26 protein-coding genes and 1 pseudogene are annotated in these 26,082 nt (G+C 72.0%); 18 read left to right on the top strand and 9 right to left on the bottom strand.

Annotation, left to right across the window (positions count from 1 at the left end; translation table 11 throughout):
• The first annotated feature begins 25 nt into the window (after window positions 1-25).
• Together BLT59_RS27860 and BLT59_RS27855 are read left to right on the top strand one after the other, a co-directional pair.
• Window positions 26-961: a DMT family transporter gene (locus BLT59_RS27860; RefSeq protein ID WP_091788745.1), complete on the top strand. Its 936-nt coding sequence runs from the start codon at window positions 26-28 to the stop codon at window positions 959-961.
• 378 nt (window positions 962-1,339) lie between these two features.
• Window positions 1,340-1,579, top strand: a complete 240-nt coding sequence (locus tag BLT59_RS27855; RefSeq protein WP_091788804.1) for a hypothetical protein — start codon at window positions 1,340-1,342, stop codon at window positions 1,577-1,579.
• Between the two features lie 37 nt (window positions 1,580-1,616).
• On the opposite strand, the gene BLT59_RS27850 is transcribed toward BLT59_RS27855, so the two are convergent.
• The 6 genes from BLT59_RS27850 to BLT59_RS27825 all read right to left on the bottom strand — a co-directional run bounded on the left by BLT59_RS27850 (window position 1,617) and on the right by BLT59_RS27825 (window position 9,089).
• The gene (locus BLT59_RS27850) at window positions 1,617-1,934 is read right to left on the bottom strand and encodes a SorB family sulfite dehydrogenase c-type cytochrome subunit (RefSeq protein WP_091788742.1); all 318 of its coding nucleotides are present in this window, start codon (window positions 1,932-1,934) and stop codon (window positions 1,617-1,619) included.
• A gap of 23 nt (window positions 1,935-1,957) precedes the next feature.
• Window positions 1,958-3,166, bottom strand: a complete 1,209-nt coding sequence (locus BLT59_RS27845; protein WP_091788739.1) for a SorA family sulfite dehydrogenase catalytic subunit — start codon at window positions 3,164-3,166, stop codon at window positions 1,958-1,960.
• A 97-nt stretch (window positions 3,167-3,263) separates the two neighbouring features.
• A complete protein-coding gene (locus BLT59_RS27840) occupies window positions 3,264-4,205 on the bottom strand; it encodes an NAD(P)-dependent oxidoreductase (RefSeq protein WP_091788736.1) in 942 nt (313 codons plus the stop codon).
• Between the two features lie 116 nt (window positions 4,206-4,321).
• Entirely contained in the window at window positions 4,322-6,730 is a 2,409-nt protein-coding gene (locus BLT59_RS27835; RefSeq protein ID WP_244514182.1) for a putative bifunctional diguanylate cyclase/phosphodiesterase, read from the bottom strand.
• Window positions 6,720-8,117 (bottom strand): cytochrome P450, encoded by a 1,398-nt coding sequence (locus tag BLT59_RS27830; RefSeq protein ID WP_091788733.1) that lies wholly within the window; start codon window positions 8,115-8,117, stop codon window positions 6,720-6,722. Before BLT59_RS27830 ends, BLT59_RS27835 begins: the two co-directional genes overlap by 11 nt.
• Window positions 8,118-8,237: 120 nt before the next feature.
• Window positions 8,238-9,089, bottom strand: a complete 852-nt coding sequence (locus tag BLT59_RS27825; RefSeq protein ID WP_091788730.1) for a trypsin-like serine peptidase — start codon at window positions 9,087-9,089, stop codon at window positions 8,238-8,240.
• A gap of 368 nt (window positions 9,090-9,457) precedes the next feature.
• Between BLT59_RS27825 and BLT59_RS27820 the strand changes: the two genes are divergently transcribed.
• From BLT59_RS27820 to BLT59_RS27755, 14 genes are all read left to right on the top strand, one after another.
• Window positions 9,458-11,341 carry a methanol/ethanol family PQQ-dependent dehydrogenase gene (locus BLT59_RS27820; RefSeq protein ID WP_076730124.1) on the top strand — a complete coding sequence of 628 codons (1,884 nt, stop codon included), beginning with the start codon at window positions 9,458-9,460 and terminating at the stop codon, window positions 11,339-11,341.
• Window positions 11,342-11,518: 177 nt separating this feature from the next.
• Window positions 11,519-12,427, top strand: a complete 909-nt coding sequence (moxJ, locus tag BLT59_RS27815) for a methanol oxidation system protein MoxJ (protein ID WP_091788727.1) — start codon at window positions 11,519-11,521, stop codon at window positions 12,425-12,427.
• A 103-nt stretch (window positions 12,428-12,530) separates the two neighbouring features.
• On the top strand, window positions 12,531-13,118 hold the full coding sequence (moxG, locus tag BLT59_RS27810; protein WP_091788724.1) for a cytochrome c(L), periplasmic: 588 nt from the start codon (window positions 12,531-12,533) through the stop codon (window positions 13,116-13,118).
• 86 nt (window positions 13,119-13,204) lie between these two features.
• Window positions 13,205-13,495 carry a methanol dehydrogenase [cytochrome c] subunit gene (locus tag BLT59_RS27805; protein ID WP_091788722.1) on the top strand — a complete coding sequence of 97 codons (291 nt, stop codon included), beginning with the start codon at window positions 13,205-13,207 and terminating at the stop codon, window positions 13,493-13,495.
• A gap of 119 nt (window positions 13,496-13,614) precedes the next feature.
• Window positions 13,615-14,646 carry an AAA family ATPase gene (locus BLT59_RS27800; protein WP_091788719.1) on the top strand — a complete coding sequence of 344 codons (1,032 nt, stop codon included), beginning with the start codon at window positions 13,615-13,617 and terminating at the stop codon, window positions 14,644-14,646.
• On the top strand, window positions 14,643-15,497 hold the full coding sequence (locus BLT59_RS27795; protein WP_091788801.1) for a DUF58 domain-containing protein: 855 nt from the start codon (window positions 14,643-14,645) through the stop codon (window positions 15,495-15,497). Before BLT59_RS27800 ends, BLT59_RS27795 begins: the two co-directional genes overlap by 4 nt.
• A 2-nt stretch (window positions 15,498-15,499) precedes the next feature.
• Window positions 15,500-16,465 carry a nonribosomal peptide synthetase MxaA gene (locus BLT59_RS27790; protein WP_175544161.1) on the top strand — a complete coding sequence of 322 codons (966 nt, stop codon included), beginning with the start codon at window positions 15,500-15,502 and terminating at the stop codon, window positions 16,463-16,465.
• Between the two features lie 4 nt (window positions 16,466-16,469).
• The gene (locus tag BLT59_RS27785; protein ID WP_091788716.1) at window positions 16,470-17,516 is read left to right on the top strand and encodes a vWA domain-containing protein; all 1,047 of its coding nucleotides are present in this window, start codon (window positions 16,470-16,472) and stop codon (window positions 17,514-17,516) included.
• Window positions 17,513-18,145, top strand: a complete 633-nt coding sequence (locus BLT59_RS27780; RefSeq protein ID WP_091788713.1) for an MxaK protein — start codon at window positions 17,513-17,515, stop codon at window positions 18,143-18,145. Before BLT59_RS27785 ends, BLT59_RS27780 begins: the two co-directional genes overlap by 4 nt.
• Complete coding sequence (locus BLT59_RS27775; RefSeq protein ID WP_091788710.1) at window positions 18,142-19,197, top strand: vWA domain-containing protein; 1,056 nt, start codon at window positions 18,142-18,144, stop codon at window positions 19,195-19,197. Before BLT59_RS27780 ends, BLT59_RS27775 begins: the two co-directional genes overlap by 4 nt.
• A 2-nt stretch (window positions 19,198-19,199) precedes the next feature.
• Complete coding sequence (locus BLT59_RS27770; protein ID WP_091788707.1) at window positions 19,200-19,766, top strand: SRPBCC family protein; 567 nt, start codon at window positions 19,200-19,202, stop codon at window positions 19,764-19,766.
• An 8-nt stretch (window positions 19,767-19,774) separates the two neighbouring features.
• Window positions 19,775-20,728, top strand: a complete 954-nt coding sequence (locus BLT59_RS27765; RefSeq protein ID WP_091788704.1) for a YncE family protein — start codon at window positions 19,775-19,777, stop codon at window positions 20,726-20,728.
• A complete protein-coding gene (locus BLT59_RS27760) occupies window positions 20,725-21,249 on the top strand; it encodes an MxaH protein (RefSeq protein WP_091788700.1) in 525 nt (174 codons plus the stop codon). Before BLT59_RS27765 ends, BLT59_RS27760 begins: the two co-directional genes overlap by 4 nt.
• Entirely contained in the window at window positions 21,246-21,938 is a 693-nt protein-coding gene (locus tag BLT59_RS27755) for a response regulator transcription factor (RefSeq protein ID WP_091788697.1), read from the top strand. Before BLT59_RS27760 ends, BLT59_RS27755 begins: the two co-directional genes overlap by 4 nt.
• A gap of 26 nt (window positions 21,939-21,964) precedes the next feature.
• Here the strand turns inward: BLT59_RS27755 and BLT59_RS27750 are convergent, their stop codons facing one another.
• On the bottom strand, window positions 21,965-22,330 hold the full coding sequence (locus BLT59_RS27750; protein WP_091788694.1) for a hypothetical protein: 366 nt from the start codon (window positions 22,328-22,330) through the stop codon (window positions 21,965-21,967).
• A 94-nt stretch (window positions 22,331-22,424) separates the two neighbouring features.
• On the opposite strand from BLT59_RS27750, the gene BLT59_RS27745 reads away from it, so the two are divergent.
• On the top strand, window positions 22,425-22,721 hold the full coding sequence (locus BLT59_RS27745) for a hypothetical protein (protein ID WP_244514181.1): 297 nt from the start codon (window positions 22,425-22,427) through the stop codon (window positions 22,719-22,721).
• 20 nt (window positions 22,722-22,741) lie between these two features.
• On the opposite strand, the pseudogene BLT59_RS31640 reads toward BLT59_RS27745, so the two are convergent.
• Window positions 22,742-22,840: pseudogene (locus BLT59_RS31640) on the bottom strand (glyoxalase); the annotation flags it as partial.
• Window positions 22,841-23,175: 335 nt separating this feature from the next.
• On the opposite strand from BLT59_RS31640, the gene BLT59_RS27735 reads away from it, so the two are divergent.
• Window positions 23,176-25,287, top strand: a complete 2,112-nt coding sequence (locus tag BLT59_RS27735) for a putative bifunctional diguanylate cyclase/phosphodiesterase (protein ID WP_091788690.1) — start codon at window positions 23,176-23,178, stop codon at window positions 25,285-25,287.
• 467 nt (window positions 25,288-25,754) lie between these two features.
• On the opposite strand, the gene BLT59_RS27730 is transcribed toward BLT59_RS27735, so the two are convergent.
• Window positions 25,755-26,082 (bottom strand): transposase (locus BLT59_RS27730; RefSeq protein WP_175544025.1); only part of this gene is annotated, 328 nt, incomplete at its 5' end.

Raw genomic sequence — 26,082 nt, 5'->3', positions numbered from 1 at the left:
CCCCCGCCAACCCGAAGGTCCGCGCGTGACGGCAGCCCTCCTTTATCCCTTCATCCTGGTGGCGGGCGCGCTGCAGGCGATCGGCAACGCCATGAACGCGCAGCTGCGCGGCCGTATGGTCAATCCGTGGCTCGCCGCGACGGTGTCGTTCCTGCCGATCGTCTTCGTGTTCACGACCCTGTTCCTCACCATGCCGACGCCGCTGCCGAGCCTCGACAGCTTGAGCAAGATGCCCTGGTACGCGCCGCTGGGGGGCCTGGCCGGCGCGGTGGCGGTGTTCGGCGGGCTCGCCTTCATCGACAAGGTCGGCGCCGGGCCGTTCAACGGCCTGACGCTCACCGCCAACATCCTCACCTCCCTGGCGATGGACGCGCTCGGCCTGTTCGGCCTGCAGGCCGCGGGCTTCAAGCCGATGCCCTGGCTCGGCGGCCTGCTGATGGCGGTGGGCGTGATCTTCATCGCGCGCTCGGGCGGCAAGAGCGAGGGCGGCGAGGGGCACGGCAAGGGGCACGGGATGTCGGGCAAGCTGCTCTACCCGTTCATCCTCGTGGCCGGCGCTCTCATGGCGATCGGCGTCGTCTGGAACGCCCAGCTGCGCGGCGCCCTGGAGAATCCCTGGCTCGCCGCGACCGTGTCGTTCGTGCCCGTCGTGTTCGTGTTCGCCCTGATGTTCCTGCTGCGGCCGTCGCCGCTGCCGACCCGGGACGACATCGCGGGAATCCGCTGGTGGATGCCGCTCGCCGGGATCACCGGGGCGGTGGCGGTGTTCGCCGGGCTGCTCTTCGTCGACAAGGTCGGGGCCGGCGCCTTCAACGGCCTGCTCATCACCGCCAACCTCCTGACCTCGGTGGCGCTGGACCATTTCGGCTGGTTCGGCATGAAGCAGGTCAAGGCCGGCCCGCCGCGCCTGATCGGCGCCGCCGTGATGGTCGCCGGCATCGTGCTGATCTCCCTGTTCTGAGCGTGCAGGGTGATGCGCACCCGTCCCACCCGGTTGCCGCGCCGGGCGATACCACTGCCGGCAACCACCGGTCTCCCGGGCGCGGGCCGGACCTGAGAGGGCGCGTGTGCGCCGCCCGGGACAGGATCGGCCTGAGGCCGCGCCGGCCGCCGTCGCCGTCCGGGACCGCGCGGGCTTCCCGCACGTCCGACGACCCGGGACCGGCCGGATCGAGCCTCGGCCGGGAAGAAGATCTTGCGCTCCCCGTGGCCGGATCGGCCTTCTGAGAAGAACCTGCCTGTCGCCGAGACCAGATGGAGAACAAGCATCTCCGCGTGCCGTGAAATACGAAAGACGTGTCCATTGCGAAGGGGCGTGCCGAGCGCGACATTCGGCATCATGCGCAGCGCCTCTGAAAACCAGTCGCCGGCTTTCGATCCGTTCGGCGAGCCCGTCGCCGACGGCGTCGCCCGCGCCTGCCCGGCCACCACGGCCGGCGACCGCACGGCGCGGCGCGTCGGCGGTGCGGTGTTCTGGACGCTCGCCCTGGCGATTCTCGCCGGCCGCGTCTACGCCTACGATCTTCCGGCCGTGCAGTCCGTCGCCGCCCACGCCGCGCAGGCGCTCGCTCTGCGCTGACGCGCGGAACGCGCGTTCCGGCCGTCGCTCGACCCGCTCAGTACGTACCGGCCAGGTAGGCGGCGATCGCGCCGGCATCGGCCTGCTCGATCGGGGCGTGATAGGCCTTGATCATCTTGGCCACCTCGGCGTCCCAGAAGGCCTTCCCGCGGCCGGGCGGCTGCGTGGCGATGTAGTCCACCGAGTGGCAGGTCTGGCAATTGCCCTGCGCGGCCTCGTAGCCCGCGGTCAGGCCGTCGTCCTTCGGCGGCCGAAGCTGCGCGGTCGGGTCCGGGACCGCGTAGGTCCGCGGTGCGGCCCAGGCCGCGCCGACCGTCAGGCCCGCCATCATCGCGCCGAGCAGAAGCCCCCGCATCCCGTCCGTCCTCCCGTTCGCCCTCATGCCGCCTGAACCCGGGTGGTCTCGACGCCGTTGCGCATGTAGCCGGACGGGTTCCAGCGGGACGCCATCGGCTGAGTGCTGCCGTCATTGGCGGTGGCCCGCACCCGGATCGTGTGAGCGCCGGGCGTGAGCGCGGTCGCGAGCGACCAGGGCCGGAACGCGTAGGGGCCGAGATCCTGGCCGAGCGCGGCCTGGATCCACGTGGCGCCGTCGTCGGTGGAGACCGCGACCTCCTTGATGCCCGAGCCGCCGTCGAACGCGATGCCGCGCAGGGCGACCGGCCCGGCCTTCACCTGCGCGCCGTCGGTCAGGTTCGTCAGGAACGACCGCACGTTGAGGCGCCCGATCGGCACCGTGGCGGCGGCCGCCTGGCCGGGCTCCGTGCAGGCGCAAGGGTTGTCGGGGATGCGGTAGGCGGTCTTCATGAAGAAGCCCTCGAAGGGCTTGTCCAGCACCGTGACCGTGTCGAGATGCTTGACCCAGTAGGTCCCGTAATAGCCGGGCACCACGAGGCGGAGCGGGTAGCCGTTGAGCCAGGGCAGATCCGCGCCGTTCATACCCCAGGCCAGCAGCACCTGATCGTCGCCGGCCTGCTCGAGGGTGAGCGCCTTGGCGAAGTCCGGCGTCTCGGGCAGGACCGGCCGGTCGAGCCCGTTGAAGGCGACCTGCACGGCCCCTGCCCTTACGCCGGCCTTGTCGAGCACGCTCTTGAGCGGCACGCCGGTCCACCGGGCGCAACCCATGGCGCCGTTGGCGAGCTGGCCGCCGGCCATGCGCGGCTCGAAGAAGCCGCGGGAATTGCCCGAGCACTGGTTGACCGCGACGATCTCGGTCCGGCCCGGCAGCGCCTTCAGCTCCGCCAGCGACAGCGCGACGGGCCGCTCGACATGGCCGCCCACGGTCAGCCGGAATGCCTCGGGGTCGATCTCCAGGGGGATGTCGGCGAGGTGGTAGCGGACGAAGAAGGCGTCGTTCGGCGTGATCGCGCCCTCATCGAAGACCGCGAACGGCGTCTCCAGCTGCGGCGGCCGGGCGGTGGTCTGCAGCAGCGGCCGCTTGCCCGGATAGGCGACGAGCGGGCGCTCGCCGTTGCCGAAGGGCAGATGCGCATCCTCTCCGGCCCGGGCAGGGCGCAGCCCGCTTCCCGCCGCCAGGGCGCCGAGTGCGGCGCTCTTCAGGAAGGCCCGCCGTGCCGGATCGGTCATCCTCTGCTCCCTCCCGGCCCACACCGAAATCCTCGGTCTCGCAGTGCCGACTCGGTTGGATAGCCCGTGGCGTGCGAAAGGCCCAGAACCCATGCGTTCAGCCCTGTGTGAGATACCGGCGCACCGCAGCGGCGATGACGGCCGAGACCCGGACGTTCGATTCCTGCGTCACCCCGGCGATGTGGGGCGTGAGGATCAGGTTCGGCACGCCCGCGAACGGGGCGCCGGCCGCCGCGTCGAGGGGCTCGCGGTCGAACACGTCGAGGGCCGCGCCGCCGAGATGCCCGGACCGCAGGGCTGCCGCCACCGCGGCCTCATCGACGACGCCGCCCCGCGCCGCGTTGATCAGCACGGCGCCCGCGGGCATCCGCGCGAGGGCATCCGCGTCGATCAGGCCGCGGGTCTCCGGGGTGAGCGGGACGTGCAGGGAGAGGACGTCGCTCCCGGCGATCAGCGTGGCGAGATCCTGACGCTGCACCGGGCCGTAGGCGGGCGTCCAGGCCGGATCCTCGGCCGCGAGGAACGGGTCATGGGCGGCGATCGCCATGCCCAGGGCAGCGGCGCGGCGGGCGGTTTCCCGGGCGATCGATCCGAAGCCCACCAGTCCGAGGCGCTTGCCGGCGATCTCGCGTCCCATCAGGGCATTGCGCGGCCAGGTCCCAGCCGCGACTGCCCCGCTCGCCCCGTAGGCCCCGCGCAGCAGCAGCATCGCGGTGGCGACGACATACTCGGCGACCGCGCCGTCATTGGCGCCCGTCGCCGGCTGCACCGCGATGCCCCGCGCCCGGCAGGCCGGCACGTCGATGTTGTCGAGGCCGACCCCGAGGCGTCCGACGATCCGCAGGCGCGGGGCGGCCGCGAGCAGGTCGCCGCGGACTTGCGTCCGGTTGCGCACGATCAGGGCGTCGGCCTCCGCCACGGCGGCGGCCAGGGCCTCGGGCCGGTCGACGAGGCCGGGATCGTACAGGGTGTCGAAGCCCGACAGGTCGGCGGCGATCGCCGCCGGGTCCATGAATTCGCTGATGACGACCTTGGGCATGGTGCGCCTGTTCCCCGGTTCCGTATGGTCGGTCCCCGCTAGAGCCGTTCCCGGCACCCTGGCAACACGGATCCGCGCCCGATCGCAGGGCGGCCGCGCCGATGTCCGCGGATCCCTCAGGCAACCGCGCGCACGGCGGGCTCCGCCGGAACGGCCGTCCGCGAGAGGTGCTCGATCAGCCCGGGGAGTTCCTCGGGGGGGCGGGCCGGGCTGTACAGGAAGCCCTGCGCGCTGTTGCAGCGGCGCAGCCGGAGAAGCTCGGCCTGCTGCTCGGTCTCGACGCCCTCGACCGTGACGTCGATGTGCAGGTCGCGGGCGATGACCATGATCGCCTCGATCACCGTCAGGCATTCGGGGCGGCTGGTCAGGTCGCGCACGAAGGCGCGGTCGATCTTGATCTTGTCGACCGGGAACTGCGTCAGGTAGCTCAGCGAGGAGTAGCCCGTCCCGAAATCGTCGAGGGCGATCCGCACCCCGAGCGCCCGCAGGGCGCGGAGATTGTCCAGCACGTGCGGCGTGTTGGCCAGGAAGATCGACTCGGTGATCTCGATCTCGAGGCGGTCCGCCGCGAGGCCGGTCTCGCCCAGCACCGCCGCGACGTCGGCGAAGAAGTCGGGCCGGCGGAAATGCACCGACGAGATGTTGACGGCGACGCGCATCCGGGCGGGCCAGGTCATCGCCTCCGCGCAGGCCCGCCGCAGGGCCCAGCGCCCGATCGTGAGGATGAAGCCCGTTCCCTCGGCGATCGGGATCAGCTCGGCGGGCGAGACGGGACCGAGGCCCGGCCGGGTCCAGCGCAGCAGCGCCTCGCAGCCCACCACCTGGCCGTCCTGCAGGCTCACGAGCGGCTGGTAGTGCAGCGCCATCTCGCCGCCGGCGAGGGCCTGGCGCATCGCCTCGTCGAGTTCGTGCCGGCGCTGGACGCGCACTTCCAGATTGCGGTCGAAGCCCCGCCAGCGCCCCTTGCCGGTCTCCTTGGCATTGTAGAGTGCGAGATCGGCCTTTCGGAGCAGGTCCTCGGGATCGGTGGCATCCGCGGGGGCGCAGGCGATGCCGATGCTGACGCCGATCTCCGCCCGGACGCCGTCGATCAGGTAGGGCTCGCGCAGGGCCCCGATCGTGGCCTCGGCCAGGGCCTGCGCGGCCGCGCCGTCCCGGCCGCGCTGCAGGATCGCGAACTCGTCGCCCCCGAGGCGGAACGCCTGCGCGTCGGTGGGGAGCAGGGCGCGCAGGCGATCGGCGACCTGCCCCAGCAGGGCATCGCCCGCGGCGTGCCCGATGCTGTCGTTGATCGTCTTGAAGCCGTCGAGGTCGAGGTAGAGCAGGCTGACCGTCGCGTCCGAGGCCTGCGCGGCCGCGCAGGCCTCGGACGCGACCTCGTGGAACATGACCCGGTTCGACAGGCCCGTCATCGGGTCCCGGGTCGCCAGATAGGCAATGTGCGCCTCCGCCCGGCGGGCCTCGGTCACGTCCGAGCCGACGCCCCGGAAGCCCGCGAAGCGTCCACGCTGATCGAGGAAGGGCTTGCCGCTCAGCCGGAGCCAGCGCCGACCGGCACCCGTGTCGACGGCGATCAGGTGCTGGTGGAAGGCGGCGCCCCGCTGGAGGCGGTCCAGGAGGTCGGCGCTCTGATCGGCCTCGGGGGGCGCCTCCGCCCGGCCGGCGAGCAGCGCCGGGAACGCGGCGTGCTGGAGCGTCTCCACCGGGCGGGCCAGCACATCGGCCATCCGGGTGGAGACGTGCTGGAACCGCCCGGTCTCGTCCGTCTCCCAGAGCCAGTCGCTGGCATTCGCCTCGAAGGCGTTGAGCAGCAGGCCGATCGTCTCGCTCTGATCCTCGACCCGCACGCGGTCCAGGATGCGCTGGCGCGACAGGCGGCTCATGCGGCTCACGCTCGTCACCACGAAGACCGCGTAGACGGCGAGCAGGAGGCCGATGCTGAGCGCGATCGGCTCCCCGGACCGGACCAGCCCGACGAAGCTGCCGACGATGACCGGGATCGCGAACAGGTACGAGACCGACAGGAGCGGACCGACCACGTAGGCATCCGAGATCAGGCCGGCCATGATGGCGACGACGAGCAGCCGCGCGTTGCTGTCGGAGGGGGCGAACAGCACGACCGGCATGGTCGCCCAGGCGAGGCCCAGGGCGAAAGCCAGCCCGGCGGAGATCCGGCAGCCCCACCGGACGGTGTGCGCCGAGGCGGTGTCGCCATGGGTGCGCCAGTACAGCCAGGTCGCGTAGGTCGCCGCCGTGATCAGCACCGTGACCACGGCGAGCAGGCCACCGAGGTAGGTATGCGACGCCGAACCCCAGAAGAAATACGCGACGGCGAGCGCGATGATCAGGTGCGTCACCGCCGAGTAGGTGGCGAGCTTCAGCGTCTCGTCGAGGAGCCCGGCGCGCACCTGCAGCCGGTAGCGGTTCGGCAGCGTGTCGTCGGCACCGGGGCCGAAGAGACGGTCGAGCAGCGATCCCAGCCGGCGGTCCAGCCAGCGCGCGCCTGCGGGCATCTCAAGCGACATGGCGGGGCGCGACCCTCATCGTCAGCCCCCCCTTGGGCCGCAGCGTCACGCGGAACTGCGCCGACGGCATCGCCGCCGTCACCGGCCTGAGGCGGAAGGCGGGCAGCAGCGTCGCCAGGATGACGAGACACTCGGTCAGGGCGAGGCTCATGCCGATGCACACCCGCGGGCCCGCCCCGAACGGCAGGTAGGCGTAGCGGTCGCGCGCGGCGGCCCGCTCCGGCGCGAAGCGATCCGGATCGAATACCTCCGGCCTGTCCCAGAGCAGCGCGTGCCGGTGCAGGGCATAGACCGGCACATGGACCGATTGCCCGGCCGGCACGATCGCGTCCCCGAGCCGGACCGGAGCCCGCGTCCGCCGCACGATCAGCGGCGCCGGCGGATAGAGGCGCATCACCTCGAGGAGCACCTGGCGGGTGTAGGGCAGCTGGTCGACGGCCTCGGGATCGGCAGCCGGATCGGCGCGGAGGCACGCCATCTCGGCGACCACGCGCCGCTCCACCTCCGGGTGCTCGGCCAGGACCCGGAAGGTCCAGGCCAGCGCCAGCGCCGTCGTCTCGTGGCCGGCGGACACGAAGGTCAGCAGGTTGTCGATGAGGCTCGCCTCGGGCAGCGGCTGCCCGGTCTCCGGATCCCGCGCCTGCAGCAGGAGGCCGAGGAGATCGCTGCCGGGCTCGCCGCGCGCCCGGCGGCGCGCGATCGTGCGGGCGACCTCGCCGCGCAGGTAGCGGACCGCGGCCGCGCCGGCCCGGGCCCCGGGATGCGGGACCCAGGTCGGAGCCCGCAGCATCTCCAGGGCGATCTTCCAGCTGGTCTGGCCGAGATAGGCGTCCATCGCGCGCCCGAAGGGCTCGACCTCCAAGTGCGGATCGCCCGACACCATCGTGGCGACGATGACGTCGAAGGTCGTGCGCATCATCGCGCGCAGGATATCCCGCTCCGCCCCGGCCGGATCGTCAGCGAGCCAGCGCGCCCGCGTGGCTGCGGCGGCCCGGGCCATGGCCGGCACGAAGCTCTGGACCCGGTCCGGACGGAACATCGGAGTCGCGGCCTTGCGCTGCCTCCGCCAATGGGATCCGTCCGCAGTGAGGATTCCGGACCCGAGGGCGGGCGCGAGGGCGCGCAGCATGAATGGCTCCCGCTCCAGAGCCTCGGCCTGGTCGACCATCAGGCTGCGGATATGGCCCGGGTCGCAGACATAGGTGGTCCGCTGGCCGAGAAAGCGCGTCGTCACCAGGGGTTGTGTATAGATCTGCCGGGGCCAGGCCTCGATCAGGCTGCTTAGCATCGTGACGAGCACGGATGGCAGCGTGACGGCCTCCGCCACCGCCTCCGCGAAGGGCAGCCGACCCGGCTCGCAGACCCTGAATGTTCCGACAGCGGGCATACCGGCTCCCTCACGGGAACAGATTCGAGGATCAACGTTAAGTTTTGGCGCGCGGCCGTGCCGCCGTCGAGGCATTCCCTCGGGACCGGGGCGGAAACCGCAGCCTTGCTTAGCGGGGGCTTACCGGGATTCCCCAGAGACGCCCTGGGGCGGGACCGCACTGTCGGGCTTGCGGATCTGGGCCTTGAGGGCCTCGCGGAGCCGGCCCTCGATCAGCAGGGCCGAGCCGTAATGGAACTCGATGTCGAAGGCGTGGCGCTGGTTCATCGACAGGGACGCGCTCTGCATCGCGATGAGACGTCCGGCCTCGTCGAACAGGCCCGAGCCCGATCCGCCATAGCCGTCGTTGCAATCGTGGCGGGCGCGGCGGATGGCACCCTCGCTGGGCGGATCGATCCGCCGGACGGCGCAGGATTCCCGGCTGCTCTGTCCCCGGTAGTTCTCGTGGCCGGCCGGTGAGACCATCGTCACGGGGAGCGTCAGATCGCCGGTCGGAAGGTTGGACGGGTCCGGGATCGGCTGCGGCCGCGCCTCGGCCGGCTCGGCCAGGCGCAGGAGCGCCCAATCGTCGGTGATGTGGAGGCGACGGGCCTCCGGCTCGACGCCGAGTTCCAGGACGTCCGGCACGAAGGCGTAGTTCCGGCCGGCGATCTGAAAGTAGCAATCGGCGACGGTCCGGGTGACCTCAAGCTGGCGATTGCGGAAATTGTGCGCGTTCATCAGCACGAGGGAAGGATTCCCGATCAGCCAGGCGGCGGCCGCCTTCTGGGGGATTCCGTCCGGGCGGCGGCACCAAAGCACGCCGGCGCCGGGAAAGCGCTCCAGATCCGCCCCGGTCAGCTCGCGCCGCCCGTCCTCCAGGTAGAGCGCGGCGAGGCGCCGACCTCCGCCGGTCTCGGCCGCCGGAGCCGCCGTCACGAGGCAGGCGGCGAGCGCCAGAGAGCGGGCCGCGCCGCCCGTGACAAGACCCATCGCATCCTCCCGTGGCGGGGCGGCGGGCGGCTCCGCGCCCCCGCGCCCGCCTATTGTTCCTGCTTGTCTGGGATGGGCATCCGCCTTCGGTCAAGACCCGTCTGATCTTACCAAATCGCCTGTGGTGTATTGCCGGATCATCCCGAAAAGAAATGTTTCGTTTTGCAAAGACACGCATTACAAGCCGTGCGAATAATCAAGTGGCGAACAACGATAATAAGTCTTTCATAAGCTTAGCGAATACTGGAAATTATCCGGATATCGTGATGCTAGGTGCGGATTTGTCGTCGAAAGACGTGTCGCCAATGGATGAACACCACGATGACTGCGAGGCCAAAGGGCGTGGCAGTCCGGCGAGGAGACGCAGGATGATCAGGCTCCGGAATTCCGTCTCGGCATTGGCGATCATGGCGCTCGCGCCGGTCGCCATGGCGGGCGTGGCGCAGGCCAACGACAAGCTCATCGAGAAATCGAAGAGCGACGAGAACTGGGTGATGCCCGGTAAGAACTACGACTCGAACAATTACAGCGACCTGACTCAGATCAACAAGAGCAACGTCAAGCAGCTCAAGCCGGCCTGGACGTTCTCGACCGGCCTGCTCAACGGCCACGAGGGCGCGCCGCTCGTCGTCGACGGCGTGATGTACATCCACACCTCGTTCCCCAACAACACCTTCGCCCTCGGCCTCGACGATCCGGGCAAGATCCTCTGGCAGGACAAGCCCAAGCAGAACCCGGCCGCGCGCTCGGTGGCCTGCTGCGATCTCGTCAACCGCGGCCTCGCCTACTGGCCCGGCGACGGCAAGACACCGGCGCTGATCCTCAAGACCCAGCTCGACGGCAACGTCGCCGCCCTCAACGCCCAGACCGGCGAGACGGTGTGGAAGGTCGAGAACTCCGACATCAAGGTCGGCTCGACCCTCACGATCGCCCCCTACGTGGTGAAGGACAAGGTGATCATCGGCTCCTCGGGCGCCGAGCTCGGCGTGCGCGGCTACCTGACCGCCTACGACGTCAAGACCGGCGCGCAGGTCTGGCGCGCCTACGCCACCGGCCCGGACGAGGACCTGCTGCTCGCCAAGGACTTCAACATCCACAACGCCCATTACGGCCAGAAGGGCCTCGGCACCTCGACCTGGGAGGGCGACGCCTGGAAGATCGGCGGCGGCACCAACTGGGGCTGGTACGCCTACGATCCGGGCACCAACCTGATCTACTTCGGCACCGGCAACCCGGCGCCGTGGAACGAGACCATGCGTCCCGGCGACAACAAGTGGACGATGACGATCTTCGGCCGCGACGCCGACACCGGCGAGGCGAAGTTCGGCTACCAGAAGACCCCGCACGACGAGTGGGACTACGCCGGCGTCAACGTGATGATGCTGTCCGACCAGAAGGACAAGGACGGGAAGATGAGGAAGCTCCTCACCCACCCGGACCGCAACGGCATCGTCTACACCCTCGACCGGACGGACGGCACGCTGGTCTCGGCCAACAAGATCGACGACACCGTCAACGTGTTCAAGTCGGTGGACCTGAAGACCGGCACGCCGGTGCGCGATCCGGAATACGGCACCCGGATGGACCACCTCGCCAAGGATATCTGTCCCTCGGCGATGGGCTACCACAACCAGGGTCACGATTCCTACGACCCGAAGCGGCAAGCCTTCTACATGGGCATCAACCACATCTGCATGGATTGGGAGCCCTTCATGCTGCCCTACCGGGCGGGGCAGTTCTTCGTCGGTGCGACGCTGAACATGTATCCGGGCCCGAAGGGTGACCGGCAGAACTACGAGGGCCTCGGCCAGATCAAGAGCTACAACGCCATCACCGGCAAGTTCAACTGGGAGAAGATGGAGCGCTTCGCGGTCTGGGGCGGCACCACCGCCACCGCCGGCGACCTCGTCCTCTACGGGACGCTGGACGGCTTCATCAAGGCGCGCGACTCCGACAACGGCGACCTCCTCTGGAAGTTCAAGCTGCCGTCGGGCGCCATCGGCTACCCGATCACCTACACCCACAAGGGCACGCAGTACGTCGCCATCTACTACGGCGTCGGCGGCTGGCCGGGCGTGGGCCTGGTGTTCGACCTCGCCGACCCGACCGCCGGCCTCGGCGCGGTGGGCGCCTTCAAGAAGCTCGCCAACTACACCCAGATGGGTGGTGGCGTGATGGTGTTCTCGCTGGACGGCAAGGGCCCGTACGACGACCCGAACGTCGGCGAGTACGCGCAGCACGCCGCCAAGTAAGGGCGGCCAAGTAAGGGCGGCCAAGTGACGGCCGCCAAGTGACGGCCGCCTGCATCCCGTCGGCCCTCGGCCGGCGGGGTTTCGGGATCGGATTCCGACAGGCGGGGCCCTCCGGCGCCCCGCCTGTCCCTCCGGACACGCCATCAAGAAACGCTTCGACAACAGGGATCAACGTCCATGCCGCGCCCGCGCGCCCGCATCCTGGCGGCCCGTCTCGCCGCCGTCCTGACGCTCGCCACCCTGGCCGCCGGGCCGGTGGCGGCCCAGGAATCCGAGGCCCAGGCCATCCAGTCGGATCCCGGCAAGACGCCGGCCGCCCCGCCGGCCGACCCCGCGACCCTGCGCATCTGCGCCTCCGAGAAGCAGCCGCCGCTCTCGATGAGGGACGGCTCCGGGCTCGAGAACCGCGTCGCCGCTGCCGTCGCCGAGGCGATGGGGAAGAAGCCCGTCTTCGTCTGGCTCCCGAAGCCCGCGATCTACCTCGTCCGCGACGGCCTGGAGAAGCGGACCTGCGACGTGGTCGTCGGCCTCGACAGCGACGACCCGCGGGTGCTGACCACCAAGCCCTATTACCGCAGCGGCTACGTCTTCATCACGCGTGCCGACAAGGATCTCGACGTGAAGTCCTGGTCCGACCCGCGGCTCAAGACCCTCGACCACATGGTGGTGCCGTTCGGCTCCCCCGGCGAGGCGATGCTCAAGGATATCGGCCGCTACGAGGAGGACATGGCCTACCTCTACTCGCTGGTGAACTTCCGCTCGCCGCGCAACCAGTACACCCAGATCGACCCGGCCCGCATCGTCAGCGAGGTCGCCAACGACAAGGCCGATGTCGGCGTCGCCTTCGGCCCGGACGTCGCCCGCTACGTCAAGGAGTCCCCGACGCCCCTGCGCATGACGCTGGTGCCGGCCGACACGGCCGGCAGCGACGGCCGCAAGGTCCCGCAGGTCTTCGACCAGTCGATGGGCGTGCGCAAGGACGACGAGGCCCTGCGCAAGGCCCTGGACGCCGGGATCGAGAAGGCGCGGCCGGCGATCGCGGCGATCCTCAAGCAGGACGGGGTGCCGGTCGTCGCCTCCAACTGAGGTCCGCCCGCCCCGCCTCCGCCCAGCCCGGCCCGGCGTAACCGGGCCGCCGACCCAGACATCGACCCAGACGTCGATCACGACATCAGGATCCGCTCAACAGATGCTCATCGTACGTTCGGCCCGCGTCGCCCTTCTCACCCTTGCCGTGGCGATGCCCGTCGCGGCCCGCGCGCAGCCCCAGTCCGGCCCGCAGACCGGCATCGTCTTCCGCAACACCATCACCGGCGAGGCGATGGACACGGCCGAGGGCAAGCCGGGCGGGCGGGACACGCAGGCGGTCAAGACCTTCTTCCAGACCGGCAAGAATCTCTACATCGACGACAAGTCCTGCCTGCGCAACGGCGAGAGCCTGTTCCTGACCTCGTGCTCCGGCTGCCACGGCCATCTCGGCGAGGGCAAGGTTGGGCCTGGCCTCAACGATGATTACTGGACCTACCCGGCGAACACGACCGATGTCGGCCTGTTCTCGACCCTCTGGGGCGGCGCCAACGGCATGATGGGACCGCACAACGAGGATCTCAATCCCGACGAGATGCTGCAGGTCATCGCCTGGATCCGTCATCTCTACACGGGTCCGGTGAAGGATGCCGAGTGGCTCACCGACGAGCAGAAGAAGACTTACAAGCCCTTCAAGGAGGGCGAGACCTTTGCCAAGGACGCGACCGGCCAGTGCAAGCCCCTGGACTAGGCGTTCTCGGCAAGTCGCGCCCCGCTGGAGACGGGGCGAACCGGCGGCCCGACCGGCCGGCCAAGGAAGAGACGGAGGAATCAACGATGCGCACAGTGATCACGACGGCGATGCTGATCGCGGGGGCGGCCTTCGCGGTGCCGGCGCTGGCCTATGACGGGCAGACCTGCAAGGCGCCGGGCAATTGCTGGCAGCCGAAGCCCGGCTTCCCCGAGAAGGTCGCCGGGACCAAGTACGATCCCAAGCACGACCCGAAGGAGGTCAGCAAGCAGGCCGAATCCATCAAGCAGATGGAGGAGCGCAACAGGAAGCGGATCGAGAACGCCAAGAAGACGGGCAAATTCGAGTACGACGTCGCCAAGATTTCTTCGAATTGATCACGGCCGACTGAACTCGGCCGACCGATCCGGCCGTCCTGGGGCCGGCCCGCGCCGCGGCGCCGGCCCGCAGCGACGCTCGGCAGCGCACGCCGCATCGACACCGCAGGCACCGCCTCATGAACACCCTCCGTCCCGGAGACACGATGCTCACCGACTGGCGGGCGGCGGCGGCCCGCTTCGAGGCGGAGGTCGCCAAGGCGGTGGTCGGGCAGGAGCGGGCGATCCGCCTCGTGACGATCGCGGTCTTCGCCCGCGGCCACGTGATGCTCGAGGGCGATGTCGGCGTCGGCAAGACCACCCTGCTGCGGGCGGTGGCCCGGGCGCTGGGCGGCGCCTACGAGCGCGTCGAGGGCACGGTCGACATGATGCCGACCGACCTGATCTACAACACCTATCTCGGCCCCGACGGCCGGCCGCGGGTCGATCCCGGCCCGGTCCTGGCCCGGGCCGAAGATCTCTCGGTGTTCTTCTTCAACGAGATCAACCGGGCGCGGCCGCAGGTCCACGCGCTGCTGCTCCGGCTGATGGCCGAGCGCAGCGTCCAGGCCTTCGGCCGCACCTACACGTTCCCGAACCTGCAGGTCTTCGCCGACCGCAACCGCGTCGAGCGCGAGGAGACCTTCGAGCTCCCGGCCGCGGCCCGCGACCGCTTCCTGATGGAGATCGGGCTGGAGGCGCCCCGGGACGCTGCGGTGCGCCGGAGCCTGGTCTTCGACCCGCGCTTCCACGACACGGACGCTCTCGTCGGCGCGGTTGCGGGGGGGGTGCTCGACCACGCCCGGATCGGCGGCATCGCGGCCGCGATCCAGCACGCCGTCCGCGCGGAGCCGTCGATCGAGGCCTACGTGGTGGCCCTCTGGGACGCGCTGGTCCGCCCCGCGGAGGCCGGGATCCGGCTCCCGGGCCTCGACACCGCCACCCTGGTGCAGGGGGGCGCCTCGCCGCGCGGCGTCGCCTTCCTGGTGCGCGCCGCCCGGGTGCGGGCGTGGCTGGAGGGCCGCGACTGGCTGGTGCCGGAGGATGTGCGGGCGGTCTTCACCGAGGTGATGGCCCACCGCGTCTTCCTCGAGCCCGTCCACGAATTGCAGCGCGGCGCGATCGTGCCGGCCCTGTGCCGGGCCGCGTTCGAGACGGTGCCGGCGCCATGAGCGACCCGCGCACGGCCGACATCGTCTACCTGCCGCGCTGGCGGCCGCGCGGCAGCCGGACCGGCCTCCACCGGGGGCGCGACGCCGGCGGCGCCGGCCCGTTCCGCGATCAGGTGCCGTTCCTGCAGCTGCCGGACGCGCGCCGCATCGACCTGCGCGCGACGCTGCGCGACCCGTTCGAGGGCGTGCATGTCCGCCGCTTCGAGGCGCGGACCGCGGTCGAGACCTGGGTCCTGGTCGATCTCTCGGCCTCGATGGGCTTCCGCGGGGCGGCCGACCGGGGGCGGCTCACGGGCGACCTCTGCCGGGCGCTGGCCGTCTCGGCGACCCGGATCAGCGACGGGTTCGGCCTGATCGGCTGCGACGAGACCCTGCGCGACGACCTCACCCTGCCCGCCACCCGCCACCGGGGCGCGGCCGTCGCCGCCGCCGAGCGGGTCGCGGGCGCGGCGCGCGCGGGGCGCGGCTGCGCCGGCATGCTCGAGGCCGCGCGGCGGCTCGCCGGGCGGCCGAAGCTGGTCTTCCTCGCCTCCGACTTCCGCTGGCCCGAGACGCTGATCGCCCGGGTCTTCGCCGCCCTGGCGCCGCACGACACGGTGCCGATCCTGCTCGCCGACCCCGCCGAGGCGGAGGCGCTGCCGGCCTTCGGCCTCGTCGAACTCGACGATCTCGAGGGCGGCGGCCGCCGCGTGGTCCTGCTGCGGCCGCGCCTGCGCCGGGCCTGGATCGCCCGGGAGCAGGACCGGATCGCCGCCCTGGAGCGCGCCGCCGCGCCCTTCGCGCGCCGGGTCTTCCGGCTCGCCGGGCGCTTCGACGCCCAGGCGCTCAGCCGCCACCTGATGACCACCTGATCATGGGTGCGCGCGTTCCCGCCCTCCCGCTGGCCGGCCTCCTCGCCGGCCTCCTCGCCGGCGTCCTGGCCGCGCCCCTAGCCCTGACGCCCGGCACGGCCGCCGCGCAGGTGCGCTCCGTCGAGGTGCGCAGCCCCCGGCCCTTCGGGATCTTCCTGGGCGACTTGGTCGAGGCGCAGGTGGAGATCCTGGCCGATCCCGACTTCCGGCTGCAGCGCGCGACGCTGCCCCAGCCAGGTCCGGTGACCTACTGGCTCGACCTGCGCGCCGTCGCGGTCGACGAGGCCCCGGTCGCCGGCGCCCGTCGGGTGCGCCTGCGCCTGACCTACCAGAGCTTCTACGCCGCCCTCGACGCCCGCACCCTGGAGGTGCCGGGCTTCCCCCTGACACTGGCGAGCGAGGCGGCGACCGGCCTCACCACCGCCGCCGTCCAGGTGCCGGTCTGGAGCCTCGGCGTCTCGCCCCTGCGCGAGGTGCAGCCGCAGCGGCGCGAGGATCCGGCCGAGTACCTGCGCCCGGACGGAAGCGGCGGCCGGATCGATCCCGGGCCGGACGTCGCGGCGGCGGCGGGCCTCGGGGCTCTGGCCGGCCTCGCGGCGCTGGCGCTGGCGCACGACCGCGCCTGGGGGCCGTTCCGGCAGCGGCCGGGCCGCCCCTTCGCGGCGGCTTTGCGCGCGCTGCGGCGGCAGACGGGGGCCGAGCCCGATCAGGCCTACCGGGCGGCGCTGCTGGCCCTGCACCGGGGCCTCGACGAGACCGACGGAAGGCGGGTTCTGGCCGACGATCTCGGCGCCTTCCTCGCGCGGCACGGGGCCTTCCGGGGCCAGGCGGCGGGGCTCGCGCGCTTCTTCGAGGCCTCGCGCCTCGCCTTCTTCGGCGGGCGCCTGCCGGCCGCGCGCGCGGCTTGGCCGCTGTCCGAGGCCGAGGCGCTCCTGGCGCGCCTCGCGGCGGCGGAGCGGAGCGCGTGAGGCCGTGACCGATCTCCTCGCCCGCCTCGGCGCGACCGATCCCTGGTTCCTGTGGCTGCTGCCGCTGGCGCTGCTGCCGCTGGTCCGCTCGGCCCTGCGCCGGACGTCCGTGCCGGCGGTCGCTGCCGCCCCGGCCGATCCCCTCTCGGCCTGGCTCGGCCGGGCGCTGACGCTCGCCGGCATCCTGGCCGTCGCCGGCCTGATCGTGGCCCTGGCGGGCCCCTACCGGACGGGTGCGCGGATCGAGCGCCTCGGCATCGGCGCGCAGGTCTCGCTGCTGATCGACCGCTCGGGGAGCATGAACGAGACCTTCGCGGGCCGGCAGCCCTCCGGCGCCGAGGAGTCGAAGGCCGCGGCCTCCCGGCGCCTCCTGGCCGATTTCGTCGGCGCGCGGGCGCACGACCTGTTCGCCGTGACGGCCTTCTCCACCGCGCCGATGCTGGTCATGCCGATGACCGACCGCCACGACGCCGTGCGCGCGGCGATCGCCGCCATCGACCGGCCCGGCCTCGACTACACCAATATCGGCCGCGGCCTCGGCATGGCCCTGTCGCAGTTCGGGGTCGATGTCGGCGCCTCGCGGGTGCTCCTGCTGGTCTCCGACGGCGCCGCGGTGATCGACCCGCGCATCCAGAACCAGCTGCGCGCCGCCGTCGCGCGGATCCGGCCGAACCTGTACTGGCTGTTCCTGCGCACCCAGGGATCGCCCGGCATCGCCGACCGGCCGGCCGGCGAGGACACGCCCCAGGCCGCGCCGGAGCGCCACCTCGACCTGTTCTTCAAGAGCCTCGGCGTGCCCTACCGCGCCTTCGAGGCCGAGGGCGCCGAGGCGGTCGCTGCCGCCATCCGGCAGATCGAGGCCCTGGAGCGGGATCCGATCCCCTACGTCGAGGAGCGCCCGCGCCGGGACCTGACCGCACTCGCCGCCGCACTGGCCGCGCTCGGCCTCGCCGTGCTCGTCCTCGCCAAGCTCGTGGAGGCGGATCTCGCGGGTGCGCCGGCGGAGACGGCGACGGAAGCCGCGGGCGCGGCACTGCGGAGGGCGGCATGAGCTCCGGCGCCCTCCTCGACGGCCCGGCTTCCCGCCGCCGCGCCGCCCTCCCCCGCCTCGGCGTCACCGCAGCGTGGCGCCGGGTCCGGCCGGCCCTGCTGGTCGCCCTGCCGCTGGTCCTCGCGGCCGCCGCCCTGTGGTTCGCCGTCTCGGGCTGGAGCGCCGCCCGCGACGACGACCGGATCGCCGCCCTTGAGGCGGGCCGCGACCGGCCGGTCGACCCGGATGCGCGGCCGGCCCTCCTGGCGGCGCGGATCGGCTTCCTCGCCGCCCGGGACCGTCTCGGCGAGACCGAGCCCCTCCTCGCCGCCCTCGACCGCGCCGGCGCGGTGCGGGAGGCGGCCCGGGCGCGGTACGTCATCGGCAACGCGCGGATGCGGCAGGCCTTCGTGCTGATCGGCCGGGGCGACCTCGACAAGGCCGCGCCCCAGGTGACGCTGGCGCGGCAGGATTACCGCCGCGCCCTCCAGGCCCGGCCCGAATTCTGGGACGCCAAGTACAACCTCGACGTCGCCTCGCGCCTGGTGCGCGACTACCCGGACTTCGACCGCAAGACCGGGGACGAGCTCCGCGCCGAGCCGAAGAAGATCTGGACCGACATCCCCGGCCAGCCGCGGGGCGGCCCGTGAGAGCGCGGCGCGTCCTTCCCCCCGTCCTGCCCTCCGTCCTGCCTCCCCTCGTCGCCCGCAACCTGCGCGACGGGCGGTTCCGCGCCCTGGCGGCCGCCCTCGCGCTGGCGCTGGCGGCCCTCGTCGCCCCGCCGATCCCGGTCACCCGCACCGGCGTGTCGGTGCTGGCGGTGGTCGACATCACCGGCAGCATGGCGGTGCGCGACTATCCCGCCGCCGCCGGCTCCGTGAGCCGGCTCGAGACCGTCAAGGCGGCGCTGCGGGCGATGCTGCCCGACCTCCCCTGCGGCTCGCGGGTGGCGCTCGGCCTGTTCACCGACCGGCGGCCGTTCCTGCTGTTCACGCCGGTCGAGGTCTGCGCCGACTTCGCGCCGCTGGACGGCGCGATCGCGGCCCTCGACCCGCGCATGGCCTGGGAGGGGGACAGCCGCGTCGCGGCCGGCCTGTTCCGGTCGATCGCCATGGCGGGCGAGATCGACGCCGACCTCCTGTTCCTCACCGACGGCCAGGAGACGCCGCCCCTGCCCGCCTCCGGCGGCCCGATCTTCGACGGCAGGCCCGGCGCGGTGCGCGGGCTGATCGTCGGCGCGGGCGGCTACGGCCTGTCGCCGATCCCGCGCTTCGACGATCGCGGGCGCGAGACGGGCTTCCTCGGCGAGAGCGACGTCCAGCAGGAGAACCGCTCCGGGCCGCCCCCGGCCGACGCGGAATCGCGCGAGGGCTACAACCCGCGCAACGCCCCCTTCGGCGCCCAGGCCGCCCACGGCACCGAGCACCTCTCCGCGGTCCGCGAGCCCTACCTGAAGCGCCTCGCCGCCGAGACCGGCCTCGGCTACGTCCATCTCGACGGCCCGGGCGGCCTCGCCGCCCCTCTGCGCGCCGCGGCGATGCCGCGCCCGCTGCCCGGCCGCCTCGACCCGCGGCCCGCCCTGCTGGCGGCGGCCCTGGGGCTGACGCTCCTGGCCCTCCTGGCGAGCCCCCTCGCCGCCCTCCGCCGCGCGCTCCGCGGGCGCGCGGCCCACCCTGTTCCAACCGGACCGATCAGGACCTGACCATGCGGATGCCCCTCGCCCTCGTCCCGGCCCTCGTCCCGGCCCTCGCCGCGGGCCTCGCCGTCGTCGGCCTCGCCGGCGCGGCGCTGGCCCACGGGCCGACGCCGCAGAAGATCGACCAGTCGATCGTCATCGCGGCGCCCCCGGAGGCGGTCTGGACGGTGGTGGGCGATTTCGGCGGCATCGGGCGCTGGCACCCCGACGTGGCCAAGGCCGAGGCCAGCGGCGGCAATGTCGAGGGCACCACCCGCCGGGTGACCCTCAAGGCCGGCGGCACCCTGGTCGAGGGCCTGGACGAGTGGCTGGCCGACGGCCGGACCTACTCGTACCGGATGTCCGACCCGGACCTGAAGGCGCTCCCGGTCTCCTCCTACTCGGCGACGCTCACCGTGACCCCGGACGGGACCGGCTCCAAGGTGTCGTGGATCGGCCGCTTCTACCGGGGCGACACCGGCAACGAGCCGCCGGAGAACCTCAGCGACGAGGCCGGGCGGGCGGCGATGAACCGCTACTTCGCGGACGGGCTCAAGGGCCTGAAGGCGGCCGTCGAGGGCCGGACAACCCATTGAGGCCCCGCATGCGCCACCTCCGGCTGATCGCGGCGCTCGCGGTCGCGACCGCGGCCGGGATCACCGCCGGGACCGCCGCCGCGTCCGCGGCAGGCGACCCGGTCTGGGTCGTCAGCCAGCAGGGGGCCGAGCTGGCGCGGATCGAGGCCGGGACCGTGGCCGGGCGGATCCCGCTCGGGCCGGCGCCGGTGGCGGCGGCCACCGACCGGGCCGGCCGCCTCTATCTGACCCACCCGGACGGGCGCGCCGTCACCGTCGTCGCGCCCGGCGAGCCGCCCCGCCGCCTGCCCGTCCCCGAGCAGGCCTTCGGCCTCGCGGCGAGCCCGGACGGCGCGCACCTGTACGTCGGCGACTGGTCGGGCGACCGCGTCCTGAAGATCGCCGCGGCGACCGGCGCCGTCGAGGGCGCGGCGGCGGTGGGCCGAGACCCGGCCCACCTCGTCCTCGACCGGCGCGGGCGGCTCTACGTCGCCGATCGCGAGAGCCGTCAGGTCAGCGTGATCGACACCGGGACGATGGCCCGCGTCGCCGTCGTCCCGACCGGCGAGGCGCCCTTCGCCCTGGCGCTCGCTCCGGACGAGGCCAGCCTCTACGTCGCCAACGTGCGCAGCGGCGATCTCACGGTGATCGACACGGCGACGTTGCGGGCCCGTGCCACGGTTCCGGCCGGCCGGATGCCCTACGGCGTCGCGGTCACCGGGGACGGCAGCCGCATCCTGGTCACCAACCAGCACGCCGCCGCCGTGACGGTCATCGACACGGCCCGGCTCGAGATCGTCGCCACCGTGGCGGTGGGGCCCTATCCCGAGGGCATCGCGGTGGCCGGTCCGCTTGCCTACGTGGCGAACTGGTTCTCGGACGACGTCTCGGTGATCGATCTCGCCGCGTGGCGTGAGACGGCACGCATCAAGGTGGCGGAAGGCCCGCGCACGGTCTTGGCCGTCGGGGAACCCGCGCGATGAGCCGCGCCGGCCGCATCCGGATCGCGTCCGGCCTGGTGGTCCTGCTCGCCCTCGTTGCGTGCGACCGCGGGTCGGACGAGCGCGCGGACGAGGCCGGCGCGGTGGTCGCCACCACCGCCGAGGGCACCCTGCCGGCCTGGCTCGCGCCGACCGACGGGACCGACCCGGCCCGCTGGCTCGCGGGCCGCGAGGCCGGGAAGGCCCTGCCGGCCGACGATCCCCGGGTGCGCGCGATGGCGACGGCTCTGGCAGGGGCCCGCGACGGCTTCATCGAGGATCCACGCATGATCGCCAACCGCACCGTCCAGCTCGGCCAGATGCTGGCCGAGGCCGGCATCGGCGTGGGCTATGGGGCGATCCTCGACGGTCTCGGCGGCATCGCGGCCGAACGCGGCCGCCGCAAGAGCCTCTACGGCGAGATGTGCCAGCACTACTACAATGCCCGGATGCAGGGGGCCGACCATGCGGCGGCGCTGGCGCGCCTCGCCGTGCCGCACCCGGTCCTCGAGGGAGCGCCGTGACCGCCGCCTGGGCCTCGGCCGACCGCCCCGCGGGGCGGGATGCTCCGCGCGTCCTCGACGCGGTGCTGATCGTCGACGACCACCCGGTCGTGCGGCGCGGCTTCCGCCACCTCGCGGAGGATGCCGGCGTCCGGACGGTGCACGAGGCCGCGGACGTGGTGTCCGGTTACCGGGCGTTCCACCGCCACCGGCCCGGGCTGGTGGTGACCGATCTCGGTTTCCGCGACCAGGGCCTGTCCGGCCTGTCGCTGATCCGGCGGGTGCGGGCCCTGGAGCCGGCAACCCGGATCCTCGCCTTCAGCATGCATGACGACCCGGTGATCGTCGCCCGCGCCATCGAGGGCGGGGCGCACGGCTTCGTCCTGAAGGACACGGCGGTGACGCGCTTCCACGAGGCGCTGGCGGCCGTCGCAGCCGGGCACAGCTACCTGCCGCACGAGGTCGCGACCAAGATCGCGATGCTGAATGCCGGCCTGCTGGAATCGCCCCTCACGCGCCTGACCGCGCGGGAGGTTCAGGTCCTGTCGCTGATGGGCGCGGGCAAGTCCAACGCGGCGATCGCCGACAGCCTGTCGATGAGCCAGCGGAGCGTGTCGGCGGTCGTCTCGGGCATGAAGCAGAAGCTCGGCGCCGGCAGCCTCGCCGACCTCCTGCACATCGCCCTGTCGCGGGACGGGCGGCCGGTGTGAGGCGGACCGCCGAAAGCGGGCCGGCGCTACCGTGGCACGATCAGGCCGGGAATGATGGAGCCTTGCGGCCCGAACGTCGCCTCGGCCTTCCGGCAATTCGCCGCCACGTCCTTCTGGTAGGCCGCGATGTAGCGGGTCGCGGTCAGATGCAGGTCACCGGTCTCGAGGCTGGCGGCATCGACGCCCAGGGCCTCGACGGTCTGCTTGAGGCGCACGGGATCGCTCCGAAGCGCCGGACATTCAAGGTTCACGAAGCCGGCGAGCCCCGCGAGCTTCGCCGCCTGGTTGCGCCTTGGGTCGCCGGCCGCCGGGTCCGGCGACTGGGCCTGGGCTGCCGCCATGCCCAGAAGAAGACCGGCCGCGACCAGACCGGAAAGACGGGCTACGCGCATGGCTTTTCTATCCTGTCCGAAGAGCAGCGCGTCCGTCGACCGTCACGGCGGCGCACATTCAAGCAAGTTTACGCCGCAGGACCGGAGATTTTCAATGCAGGCCAAGCTTATAATCGTCTTAATGGCTTTGACATGCGCGATCCTGCCGGCGGAGGCCGCACGGCTGACCGTGGACGACAGGGCCTCGCTATGGCCCCGGGCGAGCACGACTGACAAGATCGATTTCTCGAGCCGGATGGGCCGGGCGTTCCACACGCTCTCGCCCAAGCTGGACGCAGCGTATTTCATGCGCTGTCTGGAAGAGACCGCCAATATCGGCGACACGAAGGATCTTCGGCTCGAGGAGATGGTCCGGACCTGCATCTCCCTCAGCCGTGACGAGGGTGAGTGAGCGCCGGTTCGGCGCCAGCTTCACGCGACAGGGGCGAGGCTGTTGACCAGCCGGTCGAACGGGTCGCGGTTGTAGAACCGCTTCACGCTCCAGGGCTCCCGGGGCGGCCCGTACACGATGAGCGAGCGGGCCGGTGTTACGCGCCCGGGGCCATTCGCTGAAGCGTCGGCCCCGGCCGAGATGTCGATCACGATCCGCTTCACGGCCCTGCCGCGCTTCCCCGGGCGCCGCGCATCGGAAGGCTCTGCAGGCTGATCCGCGCGGCCTGAGGCGGCGCGCCGGAAGGCCGATCCCTCGGAGACGTCCCTGCCCGCCATTCCCGATTGCACGCAGCGATTGAAATCATGTCCTTCGGAAAGGAACCGGAAAGCTCCCGATGTTAACGTCCCCCTCGGTAGGAGCTTGCACCGTTTAGTCGACTGTTTGCGCAGGCGTACGATTGGGATCCCCGAGCATGAACAGTGGGACGGTCGCGCTGCGCGGGAAGGCGAAGCTTCTGGACACCGTCCTCGACACGATGGATCAAGGGCTCATGATGATCGACGCCGCTGGCGTCGTTCAGGTCTGTAACGCCCGCGCCCTCGCGTTGCTCGACCTGCCCCCGGCCTTGATGCGGTCCCGCCCGGCTTTCGAGGCCGTCCGGCAATATCAGATCGCGCAAGGTGAATTCGCAACGGCGAGCGACGCGCTGAAGCGCTGGGTGGCCGACACTGGCCTGGAGTGCCGCGCCCACACCTACGAGCGCGAGCGCCCGAACGGCACCGTTCTGGAGATCCGCACCGTGCCGCTGCCCGACGGTGGCGCGGTGCGGACCTTCACGGACATCACGGCGCGCAAGCGGGCCGAGGAGACGCTGCAGGTCAGCGAGACCCGCCTCGCCCTGGCGCAGGACGCCGGCAGCGACGGCCTCTGGGATTGCGATCTCACGACCGGGGAGGCGTGGTCCTCCGACCGCTGGTGGGGAGTGCTGGGCTACGAGCCCGGCGAGCTGGCGAGCCACGCCCATACGTGGCGGGCCCTGCTCCACCCGGAGGATGCGGGCGCGGCGGAGCGGGCGCTGATCGAGCATCTGAGCGGGCGGGCGCCGACCTTCGCGTGCGAGCATCGCATGCGGCGCAAGGATGGCTCCTGGGCCTGGATGATGACGCGCGGCAAGGTCGTGGCCCGCGCCGCGGACGGACGCGCGCTGCGCTTCATCGGCACCCAGATCGACATCAGCGCGCGCAAGGCGGCCGAGGGGCAGGTCGCCCATATGGCGCGCCACGACGGCCTCACCGACCTGCCCAACCGCGCTCTGTTCCACGAGCGGCTCGAGATCCGGCTCGCCGACCTGCATCTCCACGGCGGTGCCTGCGCGGTGCTGTGCCTCGGCCTCGACCGCTTCAAGGCCGTCAACGACAGCCTCGGCCACGCGGCCGGCGATTTTCTCCTCCGGGCGGTGGCCCATCGCATCCGCGCGGTGCTGCGGGCGGAGGACACGGTGGCGCGCCTCGGCGGCGACGAGTTCGCCGTACTGGTGGCCGATGCTGGCGATCCCAGCCACGCGGAGACGCTGGCGGCGCGCCTGATCGCCGCGATCCAGGCGCCGATTCCCTTCGGCAAACATCGGCTGAAGGTGGGCCTGAGCGTCGGCATCGCGCAGGCGCCCAGCCACGGTTTCGACAGCGAGACGCTGTTCCGCCACGCCGATCTCGCTCTCTACCGGGCAAAGTCGGAGGGCCGGAACACCCACCGGGTGTTCGAGCCCGCGATGGACCAGGCCGAGGCGGCCCGGCGCGACCTGGAGCGTGACCTGCGCCAGGCGATCGAGGGCGATGAACTCATTCTGCACTATCAGCCGCAGGTGAGCACCCGCACCGGCCGGCTCCTGGGGTTCGAGGCGCTGGTGCGCTGGGAGCATCCGACCCGCGGCCTGGTGCCGCCCAATGCCTTCATCCCGCTGGCGGAGGAGAGCGGGCTGATCCTGCCGCTGGGCGAGTGGGTCTTGCGGGCTGCCTGCCGCGAGGCGGCGCGCTGGACGCGCCCGCTGAAGGTGGCGGTCAATCTGTCGCCGCGCCAGTTCCAGCAGGCGGACCTGCCCGAGCGCATCCTGGCCATCCTCACCGAGACGGGCTTGGCGCCGACGCGGCTCGAACTCGAGATCACCGAGACGCTGATCATCAACGACATGGCGCGGGCGCTCAACATCCTGCGCCGGCTGAAGGCCTTCGGCGTCTCCATCGCGATGGACGATTTCGGGACAGGCTATTCGTCGCTCGCGACATTGCAGGCGTTCCCCTTCGACAAGATCAAGATCGACCGGTCGTTCGTGGGCCATGTCGAGGTCAGCCCGCAGGCGGCGGTCATCGTGCGGGCGGTCCTGGGGCTCGGCCGCAGCCTGGGGATGAGCGTCGTGGCGGAGGGCGTCGAGACGGATGCGCAGATGCGCTTCCTGGCGACGGAAGCCTGCGACGAGGCCCAGGGCTACCTGATCAGCAAGCCGCAGCCGATCGAGCGCTTCGCCGAGCAGATCGGCGCGCCGGAAGGCTTCGTGGCACCCGGCAGCCCGGACGCGGCGGTCGCCTGAGGTCCGCAGCGACGCTCCGGCGGCCCAACGACGAGACCCAGGAATTCAGAAACCGACACAGTCGGTGGGGCGCCGGATCGGGCCCCTGTGGCGCGGCCGCGACACCCGACGGCGACCGCCTGTGGATGACGCGGCCTGCCCCCGATCCGTCACGGTTCGGGCGCCAGCGTGAACGCGCCCCTCCGATCCGGCTCTCCCAGCGTCCCATCCCATGTTCGCCCAGCCCCACGCCCTCATTCTCCGTCATCGCGAGCGCGTCGCCGTGCTCATCTCCTCCGCGCTGTTCCTGGCGGGCGCCCTGCCGCTCTTCTGGGCGATCGGCTGATTCTCAGGCCCGGATCGGCGGAGCCATCGGCTGCGTGCCGGCGGTCGCGGGCTCGCGACCTCTTGCGCCGCCGGTGTGGCGGGCGGCGCGATACAGGGTCTGCTTGAAGCCTTCGGACGACGCCGCTCTCTAGTGCACTGACTCAGACGGATGGTTCAGGGGATCGGCTGACGGCGGCGAGGATGTCGGTGGCGGGTTTGGTCCAGACGAAGGGTTTGGCGCTCCGGTTGTGCTCGGCGATGTAGCGTTTGATGGCTGCCTGCAGGTCGACGACGCCGGTGAAGGAGCCTCGCCGCAGCCGACGACGGGTCAGCGCTGAGAAGAAGCCCTCGACCGCGTTGAGCCACGAGGCCGAGGTCGGAGTGAAGTGGAACGTCCAGCGCGGGTGCCGGGCGAGCCAGGCGCGCACCTTCGGATGTTTGTGGGTGGCGACGTTGTCGAGGATCGCGTGGATCGCCTTGCCGGGCGGG

Origin of the sequence: Methylobacterium sp. UNC378MF (genome assembly GCF_900103195.1) — a bacterium.
Taxonomy (GTDB): Bacteria; Pseudomonadota; Alphaproteobacteria; order Rhizobiales; family Beijerinckiaceae; genus Methylobacterium.
This window is presented reverse-complemented; position numbering and strand designations above follow the sequence as displayed.